We start from the raw sequence: 16,837 nt of genomic DNA, 5'->3' as shown, positions 1-16,837 counted from the left end.
ACTGTGTAGAAAAAGGTAGTTCAGGATTTTCTTAATTAGAGAAAATTTTTGTGTACAAAAAATATAGTAACTTTATATATTCAATCCTTTACATTATGGCCTTGAAATAATAACAAGGTCATTTTTTGTTAAGGTGATAAAAAGTGTTGAATTGACTTGCTATTCCTGTCAACACATAGAAGTATGATAATGCCTTTTTTGAGAAAGTTCACAGTTTCACTATGAGCTCTTTCTCAAAAAGTGTAATTACTTTTAGAACAGGACTAATTACCCGGAATTTTTTCAACAATAACCACCGTAAATAATATTGTCAAGAATATGACTTGTTTTTACGAAAAGGACAATTTTTATTGAAATATTCCCTTTGCCTATAAATCTGAAGGACAAAAAGCACCTCTTAATTGGGATGGAAAGCGTATTTGTTACTAGTATTCAAATTTAGGAATGGGGAAAAAACATATACTTATTGTAGTTTCATTTTAATTGTGTTCGTTCTACTTTTATTGTCATAGGAATGAAACTAAAAGCGTTTATTGTAGAGAACCTTGAATGGCCAAAAACCTAGGATATTATCGTTCACTTGTTGATTCTCTTTTTTGTTGTATATTCCATATAACTATCAATCGCTTCTTTAAGTCTCCTGATGCCTTCTTCTATTTTTTCTATTGATAGACTTCCGTAACCGAGCACAATTTTATTGCTGTGAATCTTATTAACGAGTGAATATTGGTCTACAGAATATATTTTGACTCTATATTTTTGAATCCAATTCATTAATGACTGATGATAGTCGACTTGAGGTATTTCCACCACTAAATGCATTCCTGCTGCATGTCCTAAAATGACACAGTCAGGAAATTGGCTTTTTAAACTATTTACCAGGGCCTCGCGTCTTTGTTTATAAATTCGTTTCATCTTACGAATATGTCGATCAAAATGACCTTCACTCATAAATCTAGTAAGAATCAACTGCTCTAGGGAAGAGTGATGACGGTCGGTATACCATTTCATTTTTTTAAAAGGTTCAATGAGGTCTTGTGGTAAAACAACATATCCAATTCGTAAACCTGGTGAAAGTATTTTACTAAAGGTACCAACATAGATCACCTTCTCCGGATCAAGTCCCTGAACCGAATGAACAGGAGTACCTTCATAGGTAAATTCACTATCATAATCATCCTCCACAATATAGCAGTTATGCTGCCGTGCATAATGAATTAACTGAATACGTCTTTGAATGGTTAAGGTAACTCCCATTGGAAACTGGTGTGAGGGAAGGATAAAAATGAATGCCGGTGGATTTTCTTGAGATAAACCTTCTGGATTGATGCCTTTCTCATCTACAGGAATAGGGCAAAGACTGGCACCGGCGTATGAGAAAATTGTTCGCATTTCATCTGTCACGGGATCTTCCACCGCAACGAGTTTGTTATTTTGAATGAGCAGCTCAGTGAGTAAAAACAGGGCTTGCGTTGCTCCCGAGGTAATGATCACTTGATGAGGCTCACTGCGGACACCTCTCGTTCTAAAGATATAACGAGAAATCTCTTCTCGTAATGACAGTATGCCTTCAGCAGATTGATAACCGAAAATTGTTTCTGGTGAGCCTTCACATACATCCTTTGCAAGTCGTCCCCATATTTTACGAGGGAAATGATCCATCGCTGGAGTTGCTGCTTTGAAATCAATCATATCCTGTGGGGCCTCCGAAAACTGCTCCTTATTATTGATTTGTTGATTGACTTTATTTTTTTGAAAGAGTGAACCCGGAGCAACAAAGCTTCCCGATTTAGGACGTACGATTAAATAGCCTTCTGCAGCCAATTGGTCGTAAACATCTAAACAAATATTTCTGGATACTCCTAGTAAATTGGCTAGTTCTCTTGTAGATGGCAATTTCTCGTTCGTCTTTAAATCTCCATTTAAGATGTGTTGTCGCAGTTGTTCATACACCTGCTGTGTTAACGTTTTGCTAATAGTTCGATCCACTTGAAACCACATGACGATCCCTCCACTTTGTTTTCAATCTGGTACTATAAAGTTTTGTCGTTTTTGGCTCTTTTTAGTACCAGTATAACATGATAAGTTGATAGTATCTTACTAGGAGGCGAACGTTTTATGAAAACAATCGGATTAATCGGTGGCTTAAGTTGGGAGTCCACAAGTGTTTATTATGAATCTATTAATCGTTCTATTCAGCAGCAATTAGGTGGTATTCATTCAGCCAAATGCTTACTTTATTCCTTCGACTTCGAAGAAATTGCCAAACTGCAAAGAGAAGGGGAATGGGATATAGCTACGAAGAGGATGATAGAAGTAGCCAAGATTGTAGAAGATGGAGGGGCAGACCTGATTGCCATTTGTACCAATACAATGCACCTAATGGCAAACGAAGTACAGGAAGCAATCGAAGTGCCACTTATTCATATCGTTGATTGTGTGGTAGAGGAAATTAAAGCGAAAAAAATTTCAAAGGTAGGATTATTAGGGACACGGTTTACCATGGAACAATCGTTTTATAAAGAACGATTAATCACAAATGATATAGATGTCATCATTCCAGAAGAGGAGGACAGACAAACTGTTCATGATGTCATTTTTGGAGAGTTATGTAAAGGGATCATGAACGAAACTTCGAAAGAAGCTTATTTGACTATCATCAACAAACTAGTAGAATCTGGGGCAGAGGGTATCATCTTAGGATGTACGGAAATCCCTTTATTAATTCAGCAAAACGATACATGCATTCCTTTATTTGACACGACAGCCATTCACGCTAATAAAATGGTTCAAAAAGCACTAGCATAGAAACACAAGGAAATACGAGAAACACAGGGACGGTTCGATTATTGAAAATAGTTTTCAAAGGAAGCTGTAGATCCGTCCAAAAGTTTCCTCATAGAAGGACCCGCTCGTGAAAATAGATCTATCTAGCTTAATTTGAGTGAAAAGTGGTGAGAAGGATCAAGAATATTTTAGTGATATGGATTAATTTGAAGAAGATAATGAGAAAAAATGTAACCGAAAGTAACTGCTACATTTTTCAATAGTTTATGTGATTCATAGTTGTTTCATATTATGAAACAACCTCAAATTTCAAGGTGTTTCGCTTTACTATAATATATTCACCTGTTGTTTTATTCATTACTTGAGACACTTCCTTGGTATGTGTTATCTCAATCCAATCATTTTGAATATCCACCAATAATTTTATTTCTACTTCACTTTCTCCATATTTTAAACCACTATAAGATAATTTCGTCATCATCATCATTCCTATCTTAATGATTAGTTAGTGTAAAATTTTTCCGGTTTTCATTTATTTAACCTAATTTATTATACACTACTTTAGTGGAATTTATAAAAAAGCAACACAGTGAAAATATATGACTATTAAATTGGTCTAATCAAAGTTTTTTATGTAAGGTTCCTAAGGATCAAATAAACAGTCTGTAAATTATGATTTAATGATAAAAAGAAACTTTTTTGTTTTTATTTCCATAATCCTACTTATAATTCACCTGATGTAAAAGCCTATACTGATGTGGAGTTGTCCCGATCATCTTTTTAAATAACTGAATAAAGTAAGAAACACTCCCAATCCCTACGCTTTCACCAATTAACTCAACAGGTTTATTGGTCATCTGCAGTAATTGACATGCCTGCTTCATTCTCCTAATTGTAAGATATTCTGTTAAGCTGCTCCCGGTTTCACGTTTGAAAACTCTTGAGACATATGATTTTGATAAATGTAGATCATCTGATAATTGCCCCAAATCAAACGGCTCCATATAATGTTCTTCAATCCATTGCATGATTTTTTCTGAATAGTAAAGTGTACGGTAGTTACTATGTGAGGATGAATCTAGATCAATAGCGTGTATCTTTGAACGGATACATGACAGCAATTGCATGAGAAAAAGCTGACTATCTTCCTCCCAATTACTTGTTTGTAAAGATTTTTTAAATTTTTCACATGCTTCGTATATGTAATGATAGGAATCTTCCAAATCAAATGCTTGAAGTTCATTCACACCATTTTGTAGTTGGTTTAAAAGGGAATTAAGACCAGGGAATATTTGTGAAGTGTTCTTCCCGAGCGTAAGTGGATCAAAGTGTATGATACTTCGTTCATAGGGAGTTTGCGGGGAAACTTCAACAGCAAAGCGAGCTTGGTCAAGTAAAGAGTTTCCAATTGACAAATGCTTGTAAGGAACTTTAGGTTTACGATCATTTTTATACTGGAAAGGGGAAATAGAAGTGAAAACGATTAACGAAGGAATTAAACATGATAAATTTAAAGTGAAGAGTAACTTGGACAGTAACTGGCTAGATCAAGAACTTCAATTTGTATTAAAGAAAATTGATGAAAATTTAGAAACATTTAGAGAAAAAGTTCCGCCGGCTTCATCGAAAAATTTAATGTACATTCCAGAGGGAAACACAGATTGGACCGCCAGCTTTTGGATCGGAATGCTTTATCTGGCATACGAATATACAAAAGATGAAAAGTATCTTGATATCATAAACATTCAGCTTGAAAGCTTTAAACATCGATTAAAAGAGAATATAAAATTAGAAACTCATGATATTGGATTTTTATACTCGTTATCTTGTGTGGCAGGATACCAAGTATTGGGTGATGAATCAGCAAGAGAAACAGCGATTAAAGCGGCGGATAAATTAATCACTCGCTATCATGAATAAGCGAAAATTCTTCAGGCATGGGGCGATTTATCTGACCCGGAACAACGCGGAAGAATGATTATTGATTGCAATATGAATCTGCCGTTATTGTATTTTGCATCAAAAGAAACGGGAGATCCTAAGTATTATCATATTGCTATTAATCATGCCGAACAAGCGGCGAACTATATTGTCAGAGAGGATTCTTCAACATTCCATACGTTTTATATGGATACAGCAACAGGTGAGCCGTTATATGGAAAAACTGCCCAAGGCTACTCAGATCAATCATGCTGGTCTCGAGGCCAGGCATGGGGTGTATATGGTTTTGCCTTAAGCTATGTACATACCGGAGATAAGAAATTCCTTGATGTCGCTGAAAAACTAGCAAACTATTTCTTAAATCGTCTACCTGAAGATGTTATCAGTTATTGGGATTTGGATTTTACAGATGGAGATGAAGAACGCGACAGCTCAGCAGCCTCCATCATGGCTTGTGGATTACTGGAACTAAGCAAGCATCTGCCAGTTTCAAATGAATATAGAGAAATTTATGAAAATGCAGCAGTCAAAATGATTAAGTCACTCGCAGAGAACTATACAACGAAAAATGTAGATTCCAACGGTATTCTAATGCATGCTGTCTACTCGAAGCCGAGTGGTAATGGGGTAGATGAATGCTGTATCTGGGGAGATTATTATTATTTTGAAGCTTTAATTCGAACAGCAATGAGCTGGAGAATGTAATGGTAAAACAAACAGAGAATTAAAAGGGAAACGCTTTATCAACATCAGGCCTATCTATTGTAGATAGGCCTTTTAGGTTTGTCCTGCACATTGCTATAACGGATTGAAATATCTACTGACTGGTCTAAAAATGGAAATTTTAAAGTCATAACTTATTTGTAAATATATTAATCATCCAAGTTTATCACTAACTTTCTTCTTTACCGGCATCCAAATTTCACTATATACATTTTCCGATGTACCATTATACTTTGTAAATGAAATTCCAGGTAAATCAGCTACTTCATATTCTGAAGAAGGTAACCATTCAGAATAAATTTTTGCAGTCGTTTCTTGAAGTGTAGCAGGAAATGGTCCTTGATTAGGGAAGATGGCCCATAAACTTTCCTCAATAGAAATTTGTTCTAAATCATCGAATGGATTTTCTTTTGTCGTAGCTAACCCAATCATATGAGTTAATGATCCTTTTTCTTCCAAGTAACCATCGTCAAAATCATACGATACATTCAAGACTTGATGTGGATATAAGTCAGCTAATTGATGCATTTCATTTCTTTGTTGTTCGGTAATAGACTGGGCTAGTTCTATAATCGCTTGGTTCTCACCTTCGAATTGAATCGGCACTCGTTTTGAAACACCTACAATCGAAAACTTCTCTTTTTTTTCTAGTTTGAATTCCATAGATATTCCTCCTTTAATATCAATAAAAAATGTGAATTTGGGAAATGATTTTTGGATTTTGTTTTTGCTTACTTCAGAAGGTAAAAATCCACTCCACTCACGAAAGGCTCTTGAAAATCCTTCAATTGACTGATAGCCATATTTATAGGCAATATCTGTCACTTTTTCTCCATTTATTAATTCAACATTCGCAACTGATAATCTCCGGTTCTTGATATACTCATTCAGTGACATTCCGGCCATATACGAAAACATTCTTTTAAAATGATAATCAGACATCCCCACTATTTTTGAAATATCTTTTCCGGAAATTTCTTCTGTTAAATGTGATTCAATATAATCCATTAATTGATTGAATTCTTGTAACATTCATTTCCCTCCTTTACATACTCATCATATCGCAGCCATTTTTTATTCACTTGATATTTTTTGTACGGAATATATCGGAAGTTGTTTTGTTGTCACTTATTAATTATTTACAACAAGTATTTACTAGTTATAAATGAAGTTACATACCCATAATACTGTTGCAAATAATGGAGCATTTTAACTATTTTTGAATTGGATAAGAAATAAACACGTAAACAAATGTTTAAAAATATTTAACGTTGATGTTATTCTTATTTTATAAAATAAATGTGGTATTTGTAATAGTAGTGAGCTAGATTTTAATGATAGAAAAAAGAAGAACCTATACAAAAAGAATTAGGAGGGCAAAGCTTGAGCAAAACGAAAAATAAAGCAGACGCTTGGAAAGAAGCGAAAAAACGATGTCGGTTAAACGAGGCTGATATTCAAATGGCAAAGGAATTGGGAATGACACCTATGAGTCTAATTAAAAATATACCTGCCAAAGATCAGCAATGGAAAGCTCCTGTAAAAGTGTGGGTACGTGATCTATATGAAGAAAAGTTTGGAAAAGTACTAACCGAAAAGACTTCTAACAATCAGAAAAAACCTGATAAGAAGGAGATAAACTCTATAGAATGGGATGATTTACCGTTTTGATGAATGAGAATATGAATCGATTAATTGTTGAAGAAATAAAAGCAATATTAAGAGGTGCGGATCCAATTATTATGGAAGGTGGAAGAACACTTCTAGCCAAAATACTAAAAGGGTCACAAGAGAAGAAAGTATTACAATTGGAGTTGAATACGTGTCCCGTGTACGGTTATTTTAACACATACAAACTAAATGATATTTTGGAAAAAATTGATTGGATAATCGATTATGATTTCCTGGATATTCAATATAGAGGAAAGTTGCCCATGATCGAGCTATTCGAAGAACAACGAATACAGGAAAGAAATGAATCTATCAATGAGGCTTAAAGGGTTCGGCACCACAGGACCTACTTCTAAAATGTTGGGACTGTGGCAACCGATTTACGTTTACTATTAGTGAACAACAGTTCTTTAAACAAAAAGGATTTCAATTACCCAAAACGTGTAAGAAATGTAGAAACAAAAGAAGAGAATTATATTATATGTAGTATTTTTCCTTTAAAAGTTCTACTATAGGTTATATAACTAGAATGTATTTATTTACTCAATCAACAGCATACCAAAGCAAAAGTTGTACTTAGTAATTTTAAAATAAAAAAGGGGTACTCCACAATGTCCAATAGTAAATTAAATCCCAAAGTTGATGATTTTTTAAGCGAAGAAAAGAATTGGAAGGAAGAATTTGTGAAGCTTAGAGAGATCGTTCTTGGCTGTGAACTGACTGAAGACTTCAAATGGATGCATCCTTGTTATACGTTGAATGGGAAAAACATTGTTTTAATACATGGATTTAAAGATTACTGTGCACTTCTGTTCCATAAAGGTGCCTTGTTAAAGGATTCAGAAAAAATTCTCATTCAACAAACGGAAAATGTACAATCTGCCCGTCAGATTCGGTTTACAACTCTTCAAGAAATCGTTGAAATGGAGTCAACTATAAAAGCTTATATTCAGGAAGCTATTGAAGTTGAAAAAGCCGGTTTGGAAGTAAAAGTTGAAAAAAAAGAGATCATTATTCCTGAAGAACTACAAACCAAATTTGATGAACTTCCAGCCTTGAAAACAGCTTTTGAAGCATTAACACCAGGACGGCAAAGGGCATACATTCTTCATTTTACTCAACCCAAACAAGCTAAGACCCGTGAATCAAGGATTATGAAATCTATAGAGCGAATTCTTATTGGGAAGGGATTAAATGATTGCATTTGTGGGTTATCGAAAAGAATGCCAAATTGTGATGGCTCACACAAGAATATACAGTAAGTTTTATAAAGAAGAGAAAGTAGGTTTCCTGCTTTCTTTAAACACATAGTTTACATAATGTTATTATGGTTTCGTCAGCGGTATAAGATTGTGGAATTGTTCTCATGGTAAACATTTGCTATGGTATAGAAATACAGAATATAAGAAATAACATTGATAGGAGTGGCCGAATGGGCTATTATGACCTTTCTAAAGCTGAACGAGTTCAATTTTACAACACAATGGAAGAACATATCTTACTAGACATTACAGAGGAAAAGTTAGATCATATTCTTTTGTATGCAGCGGATCGTGATACTTACATTCGGAAAAATACATATCTTATATTGGGACGCTTATATGATGCCAATCCTTCTTTTCAAAGTAGAATCATTCAAACTCTTGGTCAACTACTGAAAAATGAAAATGAGAAAATTAGACAAACTATGGTGAATTGTCTTGGTGAAATTGGTAAAAAAGAGGCAGAAAAAGTGCTGAAATTGTTTGAGATAGCTTTATTTGATAAACATCATTCTGTTCGAAATGCAGTTATCGGTTCTCTGAAAAAGATGGGCGAAGTCAACCCTATACCAATTTTGAACTTTGCAAAAAAGTATCTCCATCATCCCGAAGCAGATATTCGAAGAGAAGTCATTCATGGAATCGAGTTAAGAGGGAGAACACATCCTGAGGAAGTATTACCACTATTAAAAGAAGTACAGTTTGAAAAAGTAAAACGTGTAAGAAATATGGTCATTCATGTCCTAGGTCAAATCAGTTATAAAAAGGACTGTTTAGAAAAGGTTATTCAGGCCCTTCATGAATGGGAAAACACAGAACTAGTTAAAGAGGCACTAGTGGAAATATTGGACGTACATATTCGTTATAAGGATTTTTGTGTGAAAACATATGCCGATGCAAAGGAATATATAGAAAATCAATTTAACAGATCGTAATTTATTTCAATTCAGATTACTTTGTTATTTTTCTTGTAATCGATTTGTAGTATAATAACGTTAATTTTGCAAAGAAGGGTGTAATTATAATAATGTGGAATGAATTTAAGAAATTTGCACTAAAAGGTAATGTTATTGACTTGGCTGTCGGTGTTGTTATCGGAGCAGCCTTTGGAAAAATTGTATCCTCACTTGTGGATGACATCATTATTCCGCTTGTTGGGCTTCTAATGGGTGGAATCAACTTTACAAATTTGATTGTCAAAGTAGGAGGAGCAGAAGTTAAATACGGTCTATTCATCCAAAATGTCGTTGACTTCCTGATTGTAGCTTTTTCAATCTTTATCGTTGTAAGAATGATTAATAAGTATTTCAAAAAGAAAGAAAAAGAAACACAGCCAGCACCTGTAGTGGATAAAAATGTTGAGCTGTTAACAGAGATTCGTGACTTATTAAAACATAATCAATCGTAAAAGAGACATATTAGTTGATATTATTCGGTGAAGAGTAAACTATAAGTTTCAACAATTTTTAAAGTCCTGCCTACAAAAATGGGTGGGACTTTTACAATTTCATACAATAAACTCCTAAATTCCTTTTGTACCTCCTACTATTTCTATGCCATAATTAACCAAGAACCAAGGAGTGATAAGTATGCAAAAAATAATGATCGTTGAAGATGATCCGAAAATATCAGATCATCTAAAAAAACATATTGAAAAATACGGCTATAATGTTTCTGCTGTGACTGATTTTGATCAAGTTATGGATGAATTCTATCACATTAAACCACAGCTTGTTCTTTTAGATATAAATCTTCCAAGTTTTGACGGATTTTACTGGTGCAGACAAATTCGCAAGGAATCAGTATGCCCCGTAATTTTCATTTCTGCCCGAATTGGTGAAATGGATCAGGTGATGGCGCTGGAAAATGGCGGTGATGATTATATCACAAAGCCATTTAGTGCTGAAATTGTGATGGCCAAAATTCGCAGTCAGCTTCGCCGTGCCTATGGAGAATATGCGTCAAAGGTAGAAGAGCGGGTATTGGAAAACAATGGACTAAAACTTTTTCCCGAAAGATCGGAATTAACATTTGAGACAAAAACCGTTTCCTTATCCAAAAAGGAATCAGATATTATAGAGAGCTTGATGGAGCGGTACCCACGTGTTGCAGGACGGGAAGATTTATTGGAGAAACTGTGGGATGATCAAACCTATATTGATGAAAACACACTAAACGTGAATATAACAAGAGTACGGAAAAAATTACAGGAAATTGGTCTGGAAGGTGTTGTAGAAACGGTTCGAGGTGCGGGCTATCGCTTACAGATATCGTGGAAGGAGAATGAGGAATGAGGTTATTTTATAAACAGCATTCCTTATTACTTGTCGTACAAACATTTCAATTGGCCGTCATCCTTTTGATCTTTTGGCTTGACGGGTTTCGTGATCTGAGACTGTTCTTTTATTCTGCCTTTCTCAGCTTTTTCATCCTGGCTATTTATCTGGTCTATCATTATATGAGTCACCGCAAGCTTTACGATCGACTAAAAACACCCCTTACAAGACTGGATGACACCTTTCAGTTAACAGATAGAGCACCTTTGTCTGTTGCGTTTGACAAGGTGTTACGTGAACAATATGTTCTTTATCAGAGCCAGATGGAGTTCATTGAAAAGCAGCAGGAGGAGCACCGAAAGTTTATGGATCAATGGGTTCACCAGATGAAAACACCATTATCAGTCATTGAGTTAACAGCTCAAAATTTAGATGAACCTGAATCATCAAGTATTCGGGAAGAAACAGACCGCATGAAAACAGGATTGAATACCGTTCTTTATATGGCACGTTTTAAAACAATTGAACAAGATTTTCATATTAAACATGTTGAATTATCAAAAATTGTACAAGAGGTAAACGGAGAAAATAAGCGATTTTATATTCGAAATCAAGTTTACCCAAAGCAAGTCATTGAAAGAGAAGGGATAACAGTTGAAACAGATGAAAAGTGGCTGTTTTTTATTCTTTCACAACTCTTTAATAATGCCGTTAAATATTCTGCTGGAAAAAGTAATTCAATCGTGATTTCCATTTATGAAAAAGAAAAGGAAGCTGTTCTTGAAGTGAAAGACTTTGGGATTGGGATCCCTGATACTGATAAGCGCCGAATCTATCAACCGTTTTTCACCGGAGAAAATGGTCGGAAATATCGTGAATCAACAGGAATGGGTTTATATTTAGTTAAAGAAACACTGAATCATCTTGGTCATCGATTGGAAATGGAATCAGAAGTAGGAATTGGAACAACTTTTCGAATTATCTTTTCAGAAACACAAAACCTTACAACACTGTAAGGAAAGTGAAAGAATAATCGATAGTTTAAGTAAATATGTGCGCGTTATACTAATCACAGATCAGATAACGTGAAAGGAGATCTTGTGATGCTGGAAGTTAAAAACGCAAGTAAAATTTATGAAGGAAAAATTGCCTACAAGGCATTAAGCGATATTCAATTATCGATTGGATCAGGTGAATTCGTTGGAATAATGGGTCCGTCAGGAAGTGGAAAAACAACTCTGCTAAATATGATCGCAACAATTGATGAACCAACAACAGGTGAAATATTAATAAACGGGCAAAATCCTCATCTACTGAAAAAGGAGGATCTAGCGAAATTTCGCAGACGTGAATTAGGCTTTGTCTTTCAGGATTTTAATTTACTTCATACATTAACTGTAGAAGAAAATATTGTCCTTCCATTAACCCTTGATGGCAAAAAGGTCAAAGAGATGAAAGAAAAAGCGAATGCAATCGCTGAAAAATTAGGGATATCACAAATTATGAAAAAACGTACTTATGAAATCTCAGGTGGTCAAGCGCAAAGGGCAGCTGTTGCAAGAGCAATGATTCATGTTCCGAAGTTGCTGCTTGCAGATGAACCAACAGGTAATCTGGATTCAAAATCATCTAAAGATGTTATGCAAATGTTAGAGTCCATTAACCGGACAGAGCGCACAACAATGTTACTCGTAACACATGATCCGCAAGCTGCTAGCTATTGCAACCGTGTCATTTTTATTCGTGACGGACATTTTTATTCAGAGATTCATCGTGGAAATAATCGACAAGCCTTTTTCCAAAAAATAATAGATACACTTTCGTTACTGGGAGGGGATGGAAATGACCTTTCGCAGATTCGCGTTTAATAACGTTTTCCGTAATAAACGGTTATATGCCGCCTACTTCCTAAGTAGTATGTTTACGGTAATGGTCTTTTTTACATTTGCCATTTTTGCTTTCCACCCAACGTTAAGCGGAAATGAAATGAATACGTATGTAAAAACTGGAATGTACATTGCTGCGGGGATCATCTATGTTTTTTCCTTTTTCTTTATCTTGTATTCAATGAGTTCATTTTTAAATACCCGGAAAAAAGAGTTTGGTTTATTAATGATGCAAGGTATGTCAGTAAGACAAATACGTCTTATGGTGTTCCTCGAGAACATGGTTATTGGCTTTTTTGCCACGATAAGCGGAATACTCTTTGGATTAGTTTTTGCAAAAGTAATCCTGTTAATTGCTGAAAATGTACTTGTTATTGAAGAAGGCCTTAACTTTTATTTTCCAATGATGGCCATTCTTGCAACATTTGTATCGTTTATCATCCTATTCTTCTTTATTTCTTTATTCGTCTCATATATTCTACGCAGTAGAAAATTGATTGACTTAATTAAAGGAAATAAGAAGTCAAAGGGTGAACCGAAAGCGAATATATTCCTAACAATTATTGCATGTGTTTTGATTGGAATTGGATATGTTGTTGCATTAATGGTGGAGGGAATGCAAGTAGTAGCCGCTCTGTTACCAGTTGTTATCGTGGTTATTTTAGGAACTTATTTACTATTTACCCAATTAAGTGTTTATATTATCCGTACATTTAAAAACAAAAATAATGTCTTTTGGCATAAAACGAATATGATTTTATTATCCGACCTTTCGTTTCGTATGAAAGACAATGCCAGAACCTTTTTCTTGGTCGCGATCGTTTCAACGGTTGCCTTTAGTGCGATCGGCTCACTTTATGGCTTCCAAAGCATTCTAACGTCTACGTTCAAAAATACCAATCCTACGACATTTTCGTATCGGGTAATAGAAGATAATGAAGAACGAGATGTGTCGTTGATTAACAAAACGATTAGTCAAGGAAATATGGAAGCGAATCATGAAGAAATAATGCTTCGCTATTATGAAGTAGGGGAAGATATTCATCTTATTGCAAGTGAATCTGAGTTTAATCGTTTTGCGACCTTGATCGGAGAAGAAACGATTGAGATCGAAAAAGATCAGGTGAAGGTTGTGGAATTTACAGATTCCACATACGGACAGAAAGAAGAGTTATTAAAGCAATCCATCAAACTAAAATCAGGTGAAACCTTAAAACCTAAGGAAGTGATTTATTCACGAGCACTCCCTGATACTGACTCCTACTATGTTATGGCAGATGAAAACTATGAAGAATTACAAGCTACTCTTTCTTGGGAAGAGAAGTATCATGCCTGGCAGGTAACAAAAGGTGAAGAAAACATATTAGAAGCTTCTACAACATTAGCAGAAACACTGCAACCATATGAATTCACTGCTGGCGAGTACGAAGTCTATCAAATGAATAAAGCTTTTGGACTTGTAATGTTTGTCGGACTGTTTATTGGAATTGTCTTTTTCGTCTCTGCGGGCAGCTTCCTGTATTTCCGTCTTTATGCTGACTTAGATGAAGACAAACAAAAGTTCAAAGCCATTTCAAAAATAGGCTTAACTGAAAAAGAATTAAAGAATGTGCTGACTAGGCAAACGGCGATCCTTTTCTTCGCACCAATAGTTGTCGCACTCATTCATGGAGCGGTAGCACTTACCGCATTGTCTAACATGTTTTATTTTAATCTTGTGAAACAGTCTGTAACGGTATTAGGTGTATTCTTAGCGATACAAATTGTATACTTTTTCATTGTTCGATTTTTTTATACAAAGCAGGTTAAAAGCGTGCTTTGACCATACTTTTTTGAAACTTCTCGGATTAAAGAGGAGTTTCATTTTTTATCTTCAAAATAATTTCCATTTTTTGTTGAAATGAATGAGAATTTCCATTATGATGATATTAGCTACTTTGCAATGCAAAATAGCTAAGTTTTTAGTTTGGTATCTTGTAAAACAAGATAGTGAGGTGAAGTGATGTCCATACGAAGTCAATTATTAAAAGGAGTTCTGGATGCATGTGTGATGGCTATAGTAAAAAATCAAGCTGTATATGGGTATGAGCTATCACAAAAATTACAACATGCGGGATTGCCTGATATTAGTGAAGGGACAATTTATCCGGTGTTACTTCGGCTTCAAAAAAACGGATGCATACGAAGTGAAATGAAAAAATCTCCGTCAGGGCCTAATCGGAAATATTATTTTTTAACCGAAGAAGGAGAAGAGGAATTGGAACGGATTTCAAATGAATGGTCACTTATAACCAATTCAGTTAACCATTTATTAAATAGAGGTGAAAAAGAATGAGAAGTGCAAAACAGTTAATTCATGAAAATAATGAAAAACGTGAGTTATTGACCGATGAGAATAAACAACTTTATGAAGATTTTTTGATCTATATGCGAACAGAATTACGAATAGCCGAATATGAAAGTGAGGAACTCCTAATGGATATTTTAGATCATCTATTAGAAGCTCAGGAAAATGGAAAAGATGCAACAACCTTGTTCGGCTCAAACCCAAAAGAGTATGCGGAAGAACTAATAGCTTCACTACCTGAAGAAAAGAAACGCTATGTTTTTCCTTTCGTCATCTCACAAGTTTTCAATTTGCTCGGATTATTCGGCTTCATATACGGGCTCGGACAACTAATTTTGCCCTATTTTATACAAATCCCCCAAAGTATATCGCTTGGAAATAGTGTGGGGCTTATCGTGATCATTTTGGCCATGACGTATTTTGGCATCATTGTATTTTTTAAACTAATTCGCTCAACACTTTTCACACAAAATAAAAAGCAAACCCGGCATACAATGTGGAAAGCAGGCTTATTAGGTGGTGGATCATTTGCAATCATCATGCTTTTCACCTGGATTCTTCCGGACTTTGGCCCTGAGGTTCAGGTAGAGTGGTGGGTGTATTTCATCACTGGATTCATTTTGATCGTGTTAAGTAAATTGATTGGTCGAGTGAATTCATAAACTCGTTTTGTTCATTGAAAAAAAAGTGTCTGATACCTAGTAATAAAGCATCAGACACTTTTTTTAGTCAACGTTTAACCTGACTAAACATCCAATCGATCATTTCTTTGTTGTCATAAGCAGGGACCCATGATCCATGATTATAGCCTAGTTCCGTTGGATATTCTGTGTAAATAGGATTTCCACCAGCTTCATTGATCGCTTCAATCGCATTTCTCGTGTAGGAAACTGGGATTACAGCATCATCTTCAGCATGAAACGCCCATAGTGGTTTGTCCTTTAATACATGGACTTCTTCCGGATTCCCACCACCGGCAATTGGTACCATGGCCGCGAAAAGGTCCGGATATGCTACATTTAAATTAAAAGTTCCGTAACCACCCTGTGAAAGTCCTGTAGAATACAGTCGATTAGGATCAATATTGTATTCTTGTATGACTTTTTGAAGGATGTTATAAGCTGTTCCTAAATCCTTAGAGAATTCAAATACTCTAGCTAAATCGATAACATTATCTGAATTTCGTGTGATGCCGAAGCCTCCATCATGTTGATTTCTAGCCTGAGGTGCCAGTACAAAGGCAGGATGTTTTGCTTGATTTTCTGGTGCTGCCCATATCACCGCACCATCATTTGCCAGCAATTGCTTTTCATTGTCATCACCACGTTCTCCACCTCCGTGAAGAAATAAAACGAGTGGATAAGATACATTTGGCTCATAATTTTCCGGGACATATAAACGATATGGCATGTTTTGATATTCAAGTGTCAAAAACTGATCGGCTATTTCTTGTCTATTAACAAAGTCATAAGTCAATGTTACCACCTCACTGCTAATTTTTCCGTAACTTTTGGTAAGGGCATGTTCGTTCACATTTCCGCGCACAGCAAAAGCTTTAATCGTTACATCTTCATTGACAGTAAAAGGAGCTGTATACAATTTGCTTTTTATCGTAGGTGTACTACCATCTACTGTATAGTAAATTTTAGTGCCGGGAGTGTTGCTTTTTAATGTGATCTGCTGTTCCTTGTAATACTGGCCTGGTTCATGAGATGAAGTAGGTGGTTGGACTTTTCCGTTATTGTTGCCATCACTAGCAAATGCAGGTAAGGTGAATAGAAAGATCAAAGAAAGTGTGAGAAGCAAACTACGTATGAATACCTTTACTTTGTTATTTAACACATAAATTCCCTCCAAGCTCAGTTTAATAAAACAGAAAGTGTGAAAGCAGGTCTAGAAAATTTCAGGAACAATTTTGTTAACGCTTACATAATATTACGAAAA

The 16,837-nt window shown here is 35.3% G+C and carries 18 protein-coding genes and 1 pseudogene; 14 read left to right on the top strand and 5 right to left on the bottom strand.

What is annotated here, in order from left to right:
• Positions 1-576: 576 nt before the first annotated feature.
• Positions 577-2,001, bottom strand: a complete 1,425-nt coding sequence (locus LC095_RS04835) for a PLP-dependent aminotransferase family protein (protein ID WP_226527079.1) — start codon at positions 1,999-2,001, stop codon at positions 577-579.
• A 117-nt stretch (positions 2,002-2,118) separates the two neighbouring features.
• Between LC095_RS04835 and LC095_RS04830 the strand changes: the two genes are divergently transcribed.
• Positions 2,119-2,808 carry an aspartate/glutamate racemase family protein gene (locus LC095_RS04830; protein WP_226527078.1) on the top strand — a complete coding sequence of 230 codons (690 nt, stop codon included), beginning with the start codon at positions 2,119-2,121 and terminating at the stop codon, positions 2,806-2,808.
• A 268-nt stretch (positions 2,809-3,076) separates the two neighbouring features.
• Here LC095_RS04830 and LC095_RS04825 read toward each other — a convergent pair whose 3' ends face one another.
• A complete protein-coding gene (locus LC095_RS04825) occupies positions 3,077-3,265 on the bottom strand; it encodes a hypothetical protein (protein WP_078433885.1) in 189 nt (62 codons plus the stop codon).
• 241 nt (positions 3,266-3,506) lie between these two features.
• Positions 3,507-4,202, bottom strand: coding sequence for an AraC family transcriptional regulator (locus tag LC095_RS04820; RefSeq protein ID WP_226527077.1), 696 nt, complete (start codon positions 4,200-4,202; stop codon positions 3,507-3,509).
• Between the two features lie 220 nt (positions 4,203-4,422).
• On the opposite strand from LC095_RS04820, the pseudogene LC095_RS04815 reads away from it, so the two are divergent.
• Positions 4,423-5,433, top strand: a pseudogene (locus LC095_RS04815) (glycoside hydrolase family 88 protein).
• 171 nt (positions 5,434-5,604) lie between these two features.
• On the opposite strand, the gene LC095_RS04810 reads toward LC095_RS04815, so the two are convergent.
• Entirely contained in the window at positions 5,605-6,483 is an 879-nt protein-coding gene (locus tag LC095_RS04810; RefSeq protein ID WP_226527076.1) for an AraC family transcriptional regulator, read from the bottom strand.
• Between the two features lie 351 nt (positions 6,484-6,834).
• Between LC095_RS04810 and LC095_RS04805 the strand changes: the two genes are divergently transcribed.
• The 12 genes from LC095_RS04805 to LC095_RS04750 all read left to right on the top strand — a co-directional run bounded on the left by LC095_RS04805 (position 6,835) and on the right by LC095_RS04750 (position 15,555).
• Complete coding sequence (locus LC095_RS04805) at positions 6,835-7,122, top strand: hypothetical protein (RefSeq protein ID WP_226527075.1); 288 nt, start codon at positions 6,835-6,837, stop codon at positions 7,120-7,122.
• A gap of 11 nt (positions 7,123-7,133) precedes the next feature.
• A complete protein-coding gene (locus LC095_RS04800) occupies positions 7,134-7,448 on the top strand; it encodes an RQC-minor-1 family DNA-binding protein (protein WP_226527074.1) in 315 nt (104 codons plus the stop codon).
• 65 nt (positions 7,449-7,513) lie between these two features.
• Positions 7,514-7,609 (top strand): zinc-ribbon domain containing protein, encoded by a 96-nt coding sequence (locus tag LC095_RS26735; protein WP_319005761.1) that lies wholly within the window; start codon positions 7,514-7,516, stop codon positions 7,607-7,609.
• A 124-nt stretch (positions 7,610-7,733) separates the two neighbouring features.
• A complete protein-coding gene (locus LC095_RS04790) occupies positions 7,734-8,384 on the top strand; it encodes a DUF1801 domain-containing protein (RefSeq protein WP_226527073.1) in 651 nt (216 codons plus the stop codon).
• A 170-nt stretch (positions 8,385-8,554) separates the two neighbouring features.
• The gene (locus LC095_RS04785; RefSeq protein ID WP_226527072.1) at positions 8,555-9,319 is read left to right on the top strand and encodes a HEAT repeat domain-containing protein; all 765 of its coding nucleotides are present in this window, start codon (positions 8,555-8,557) and stop codon (positions 9,317-9,319) included.
• Between the two features lie 92 nt (positions 9,320-9,411).
• A complete protein-coding gene (gene mscL / locus LC095_RS04780) occupies positions 9,412-9,792 on the top strand; it encodes a large conductance mechanosensitive channel protein MscL (RefSeq protein ID WP_226527071.1) in 381 nt (126 codons plus the stop codon).
• Between the two features lie 181 nt (positions 9,793-9,973).
• Positions 9,974-10,678 (top strand): response regulator transcription factor, encoded by a 705-nt coding sequence (locus tag LC095_RS04775; RefSeq protein WP_226527070.1) that lies wholly within the window; start codon positions 9,974-9,976, stop codon positions 10,676-10,678.
• A complete protein-coding gene (locus tag LC095_RS04770; RefSeq protein WP_226527069.1) occupies positions 10,675-11,676 on the top strand; it encodes a sensor histidine kinase in 1,002 nt (333 codons plus the stop codon). Before LC095_RS04775 ends, LC095_RS04770 begins: the two co-directional genes overlap by 4 nt.
• A gap of 87 nt (positions 11,677-11,763) precedes the next feature.
• Entirely contained in the window at positions 11,764-12,528 is a 765-nt protein-coding gene (locus LC095_RS04765) for an ABC transporter ATP-binding protein (protein ID WP_226527068.1), read from the top strand.
• Complete coding sequence (locus tag LC095_RS04760) at positions 12,503-14,368, top strand: ABC transporter permease (RefSeq protein WP_226527067.1); 1,866 nt, start codon at positions 12,503-12,505, stop codon at positions 14,366-14,368. The genes LC095_RS04765 and LC095_RS04760 overlap by 26 nt, the downstream gene beginning before the upstream one ends.
• A gap of 180 nt (positions 14,369-14,548) precedes the next feature.
• A complete protein-coding gene (locus LC095_RS04755; protein ID WP_226527066.1) occupies positions 14,549-14,881 on the top strand; it encodes a PadR family transcriptional regulator in 333 nt (110 codons plus the stop codon).
• Positions 14,878-15,555, top strand: coding sequence for a DUF1129 family protein (locus LC095_RS04750; protein ID WP_226527065.1), 678 nt, complete (start codon positions 14,878-14,880; stop codon positions 15,553-15,555). Before LC095_RS04755 ends, LC095_RS04750 begins: the two co-directional genes overlap by 4 nt.
• Positions 15,556-15,622: 67 nt before the next feature.
• Here the strand turns inward: LC095_RS04750 and LC095_RS04745 are convergent, their stop codons facing one another.
• On the bottom strand, positions 15,623-16,735 hold the full coding sequence (locus LC095_RS04745; RefSeq protein WP_226527064.1) for a chitobiase/beta-hexosaminidase C-terminal domain-containing protein: 1,113 nt from the start codon (positions 16,733-16,735) through the stop codon (positions 15,623-15,625).
• Between the last annotated feature and the right edge of the window lie 102 nt (positions 16,736-16,837).

It is taken from the genome of Metabacillus niabensis, assembly GCF_020524345.1.
In the GTDB taxonomy this organism is placed as follows: domain Bacteria; phylum Bacillota; class Bacilli; order Bacillales; family Bacillaceae; genus Metabacillus; species Metabacillus niabensis_B.
This window is presented reverse-complemented; position numbering and strand designations above follow the sequence as displayed.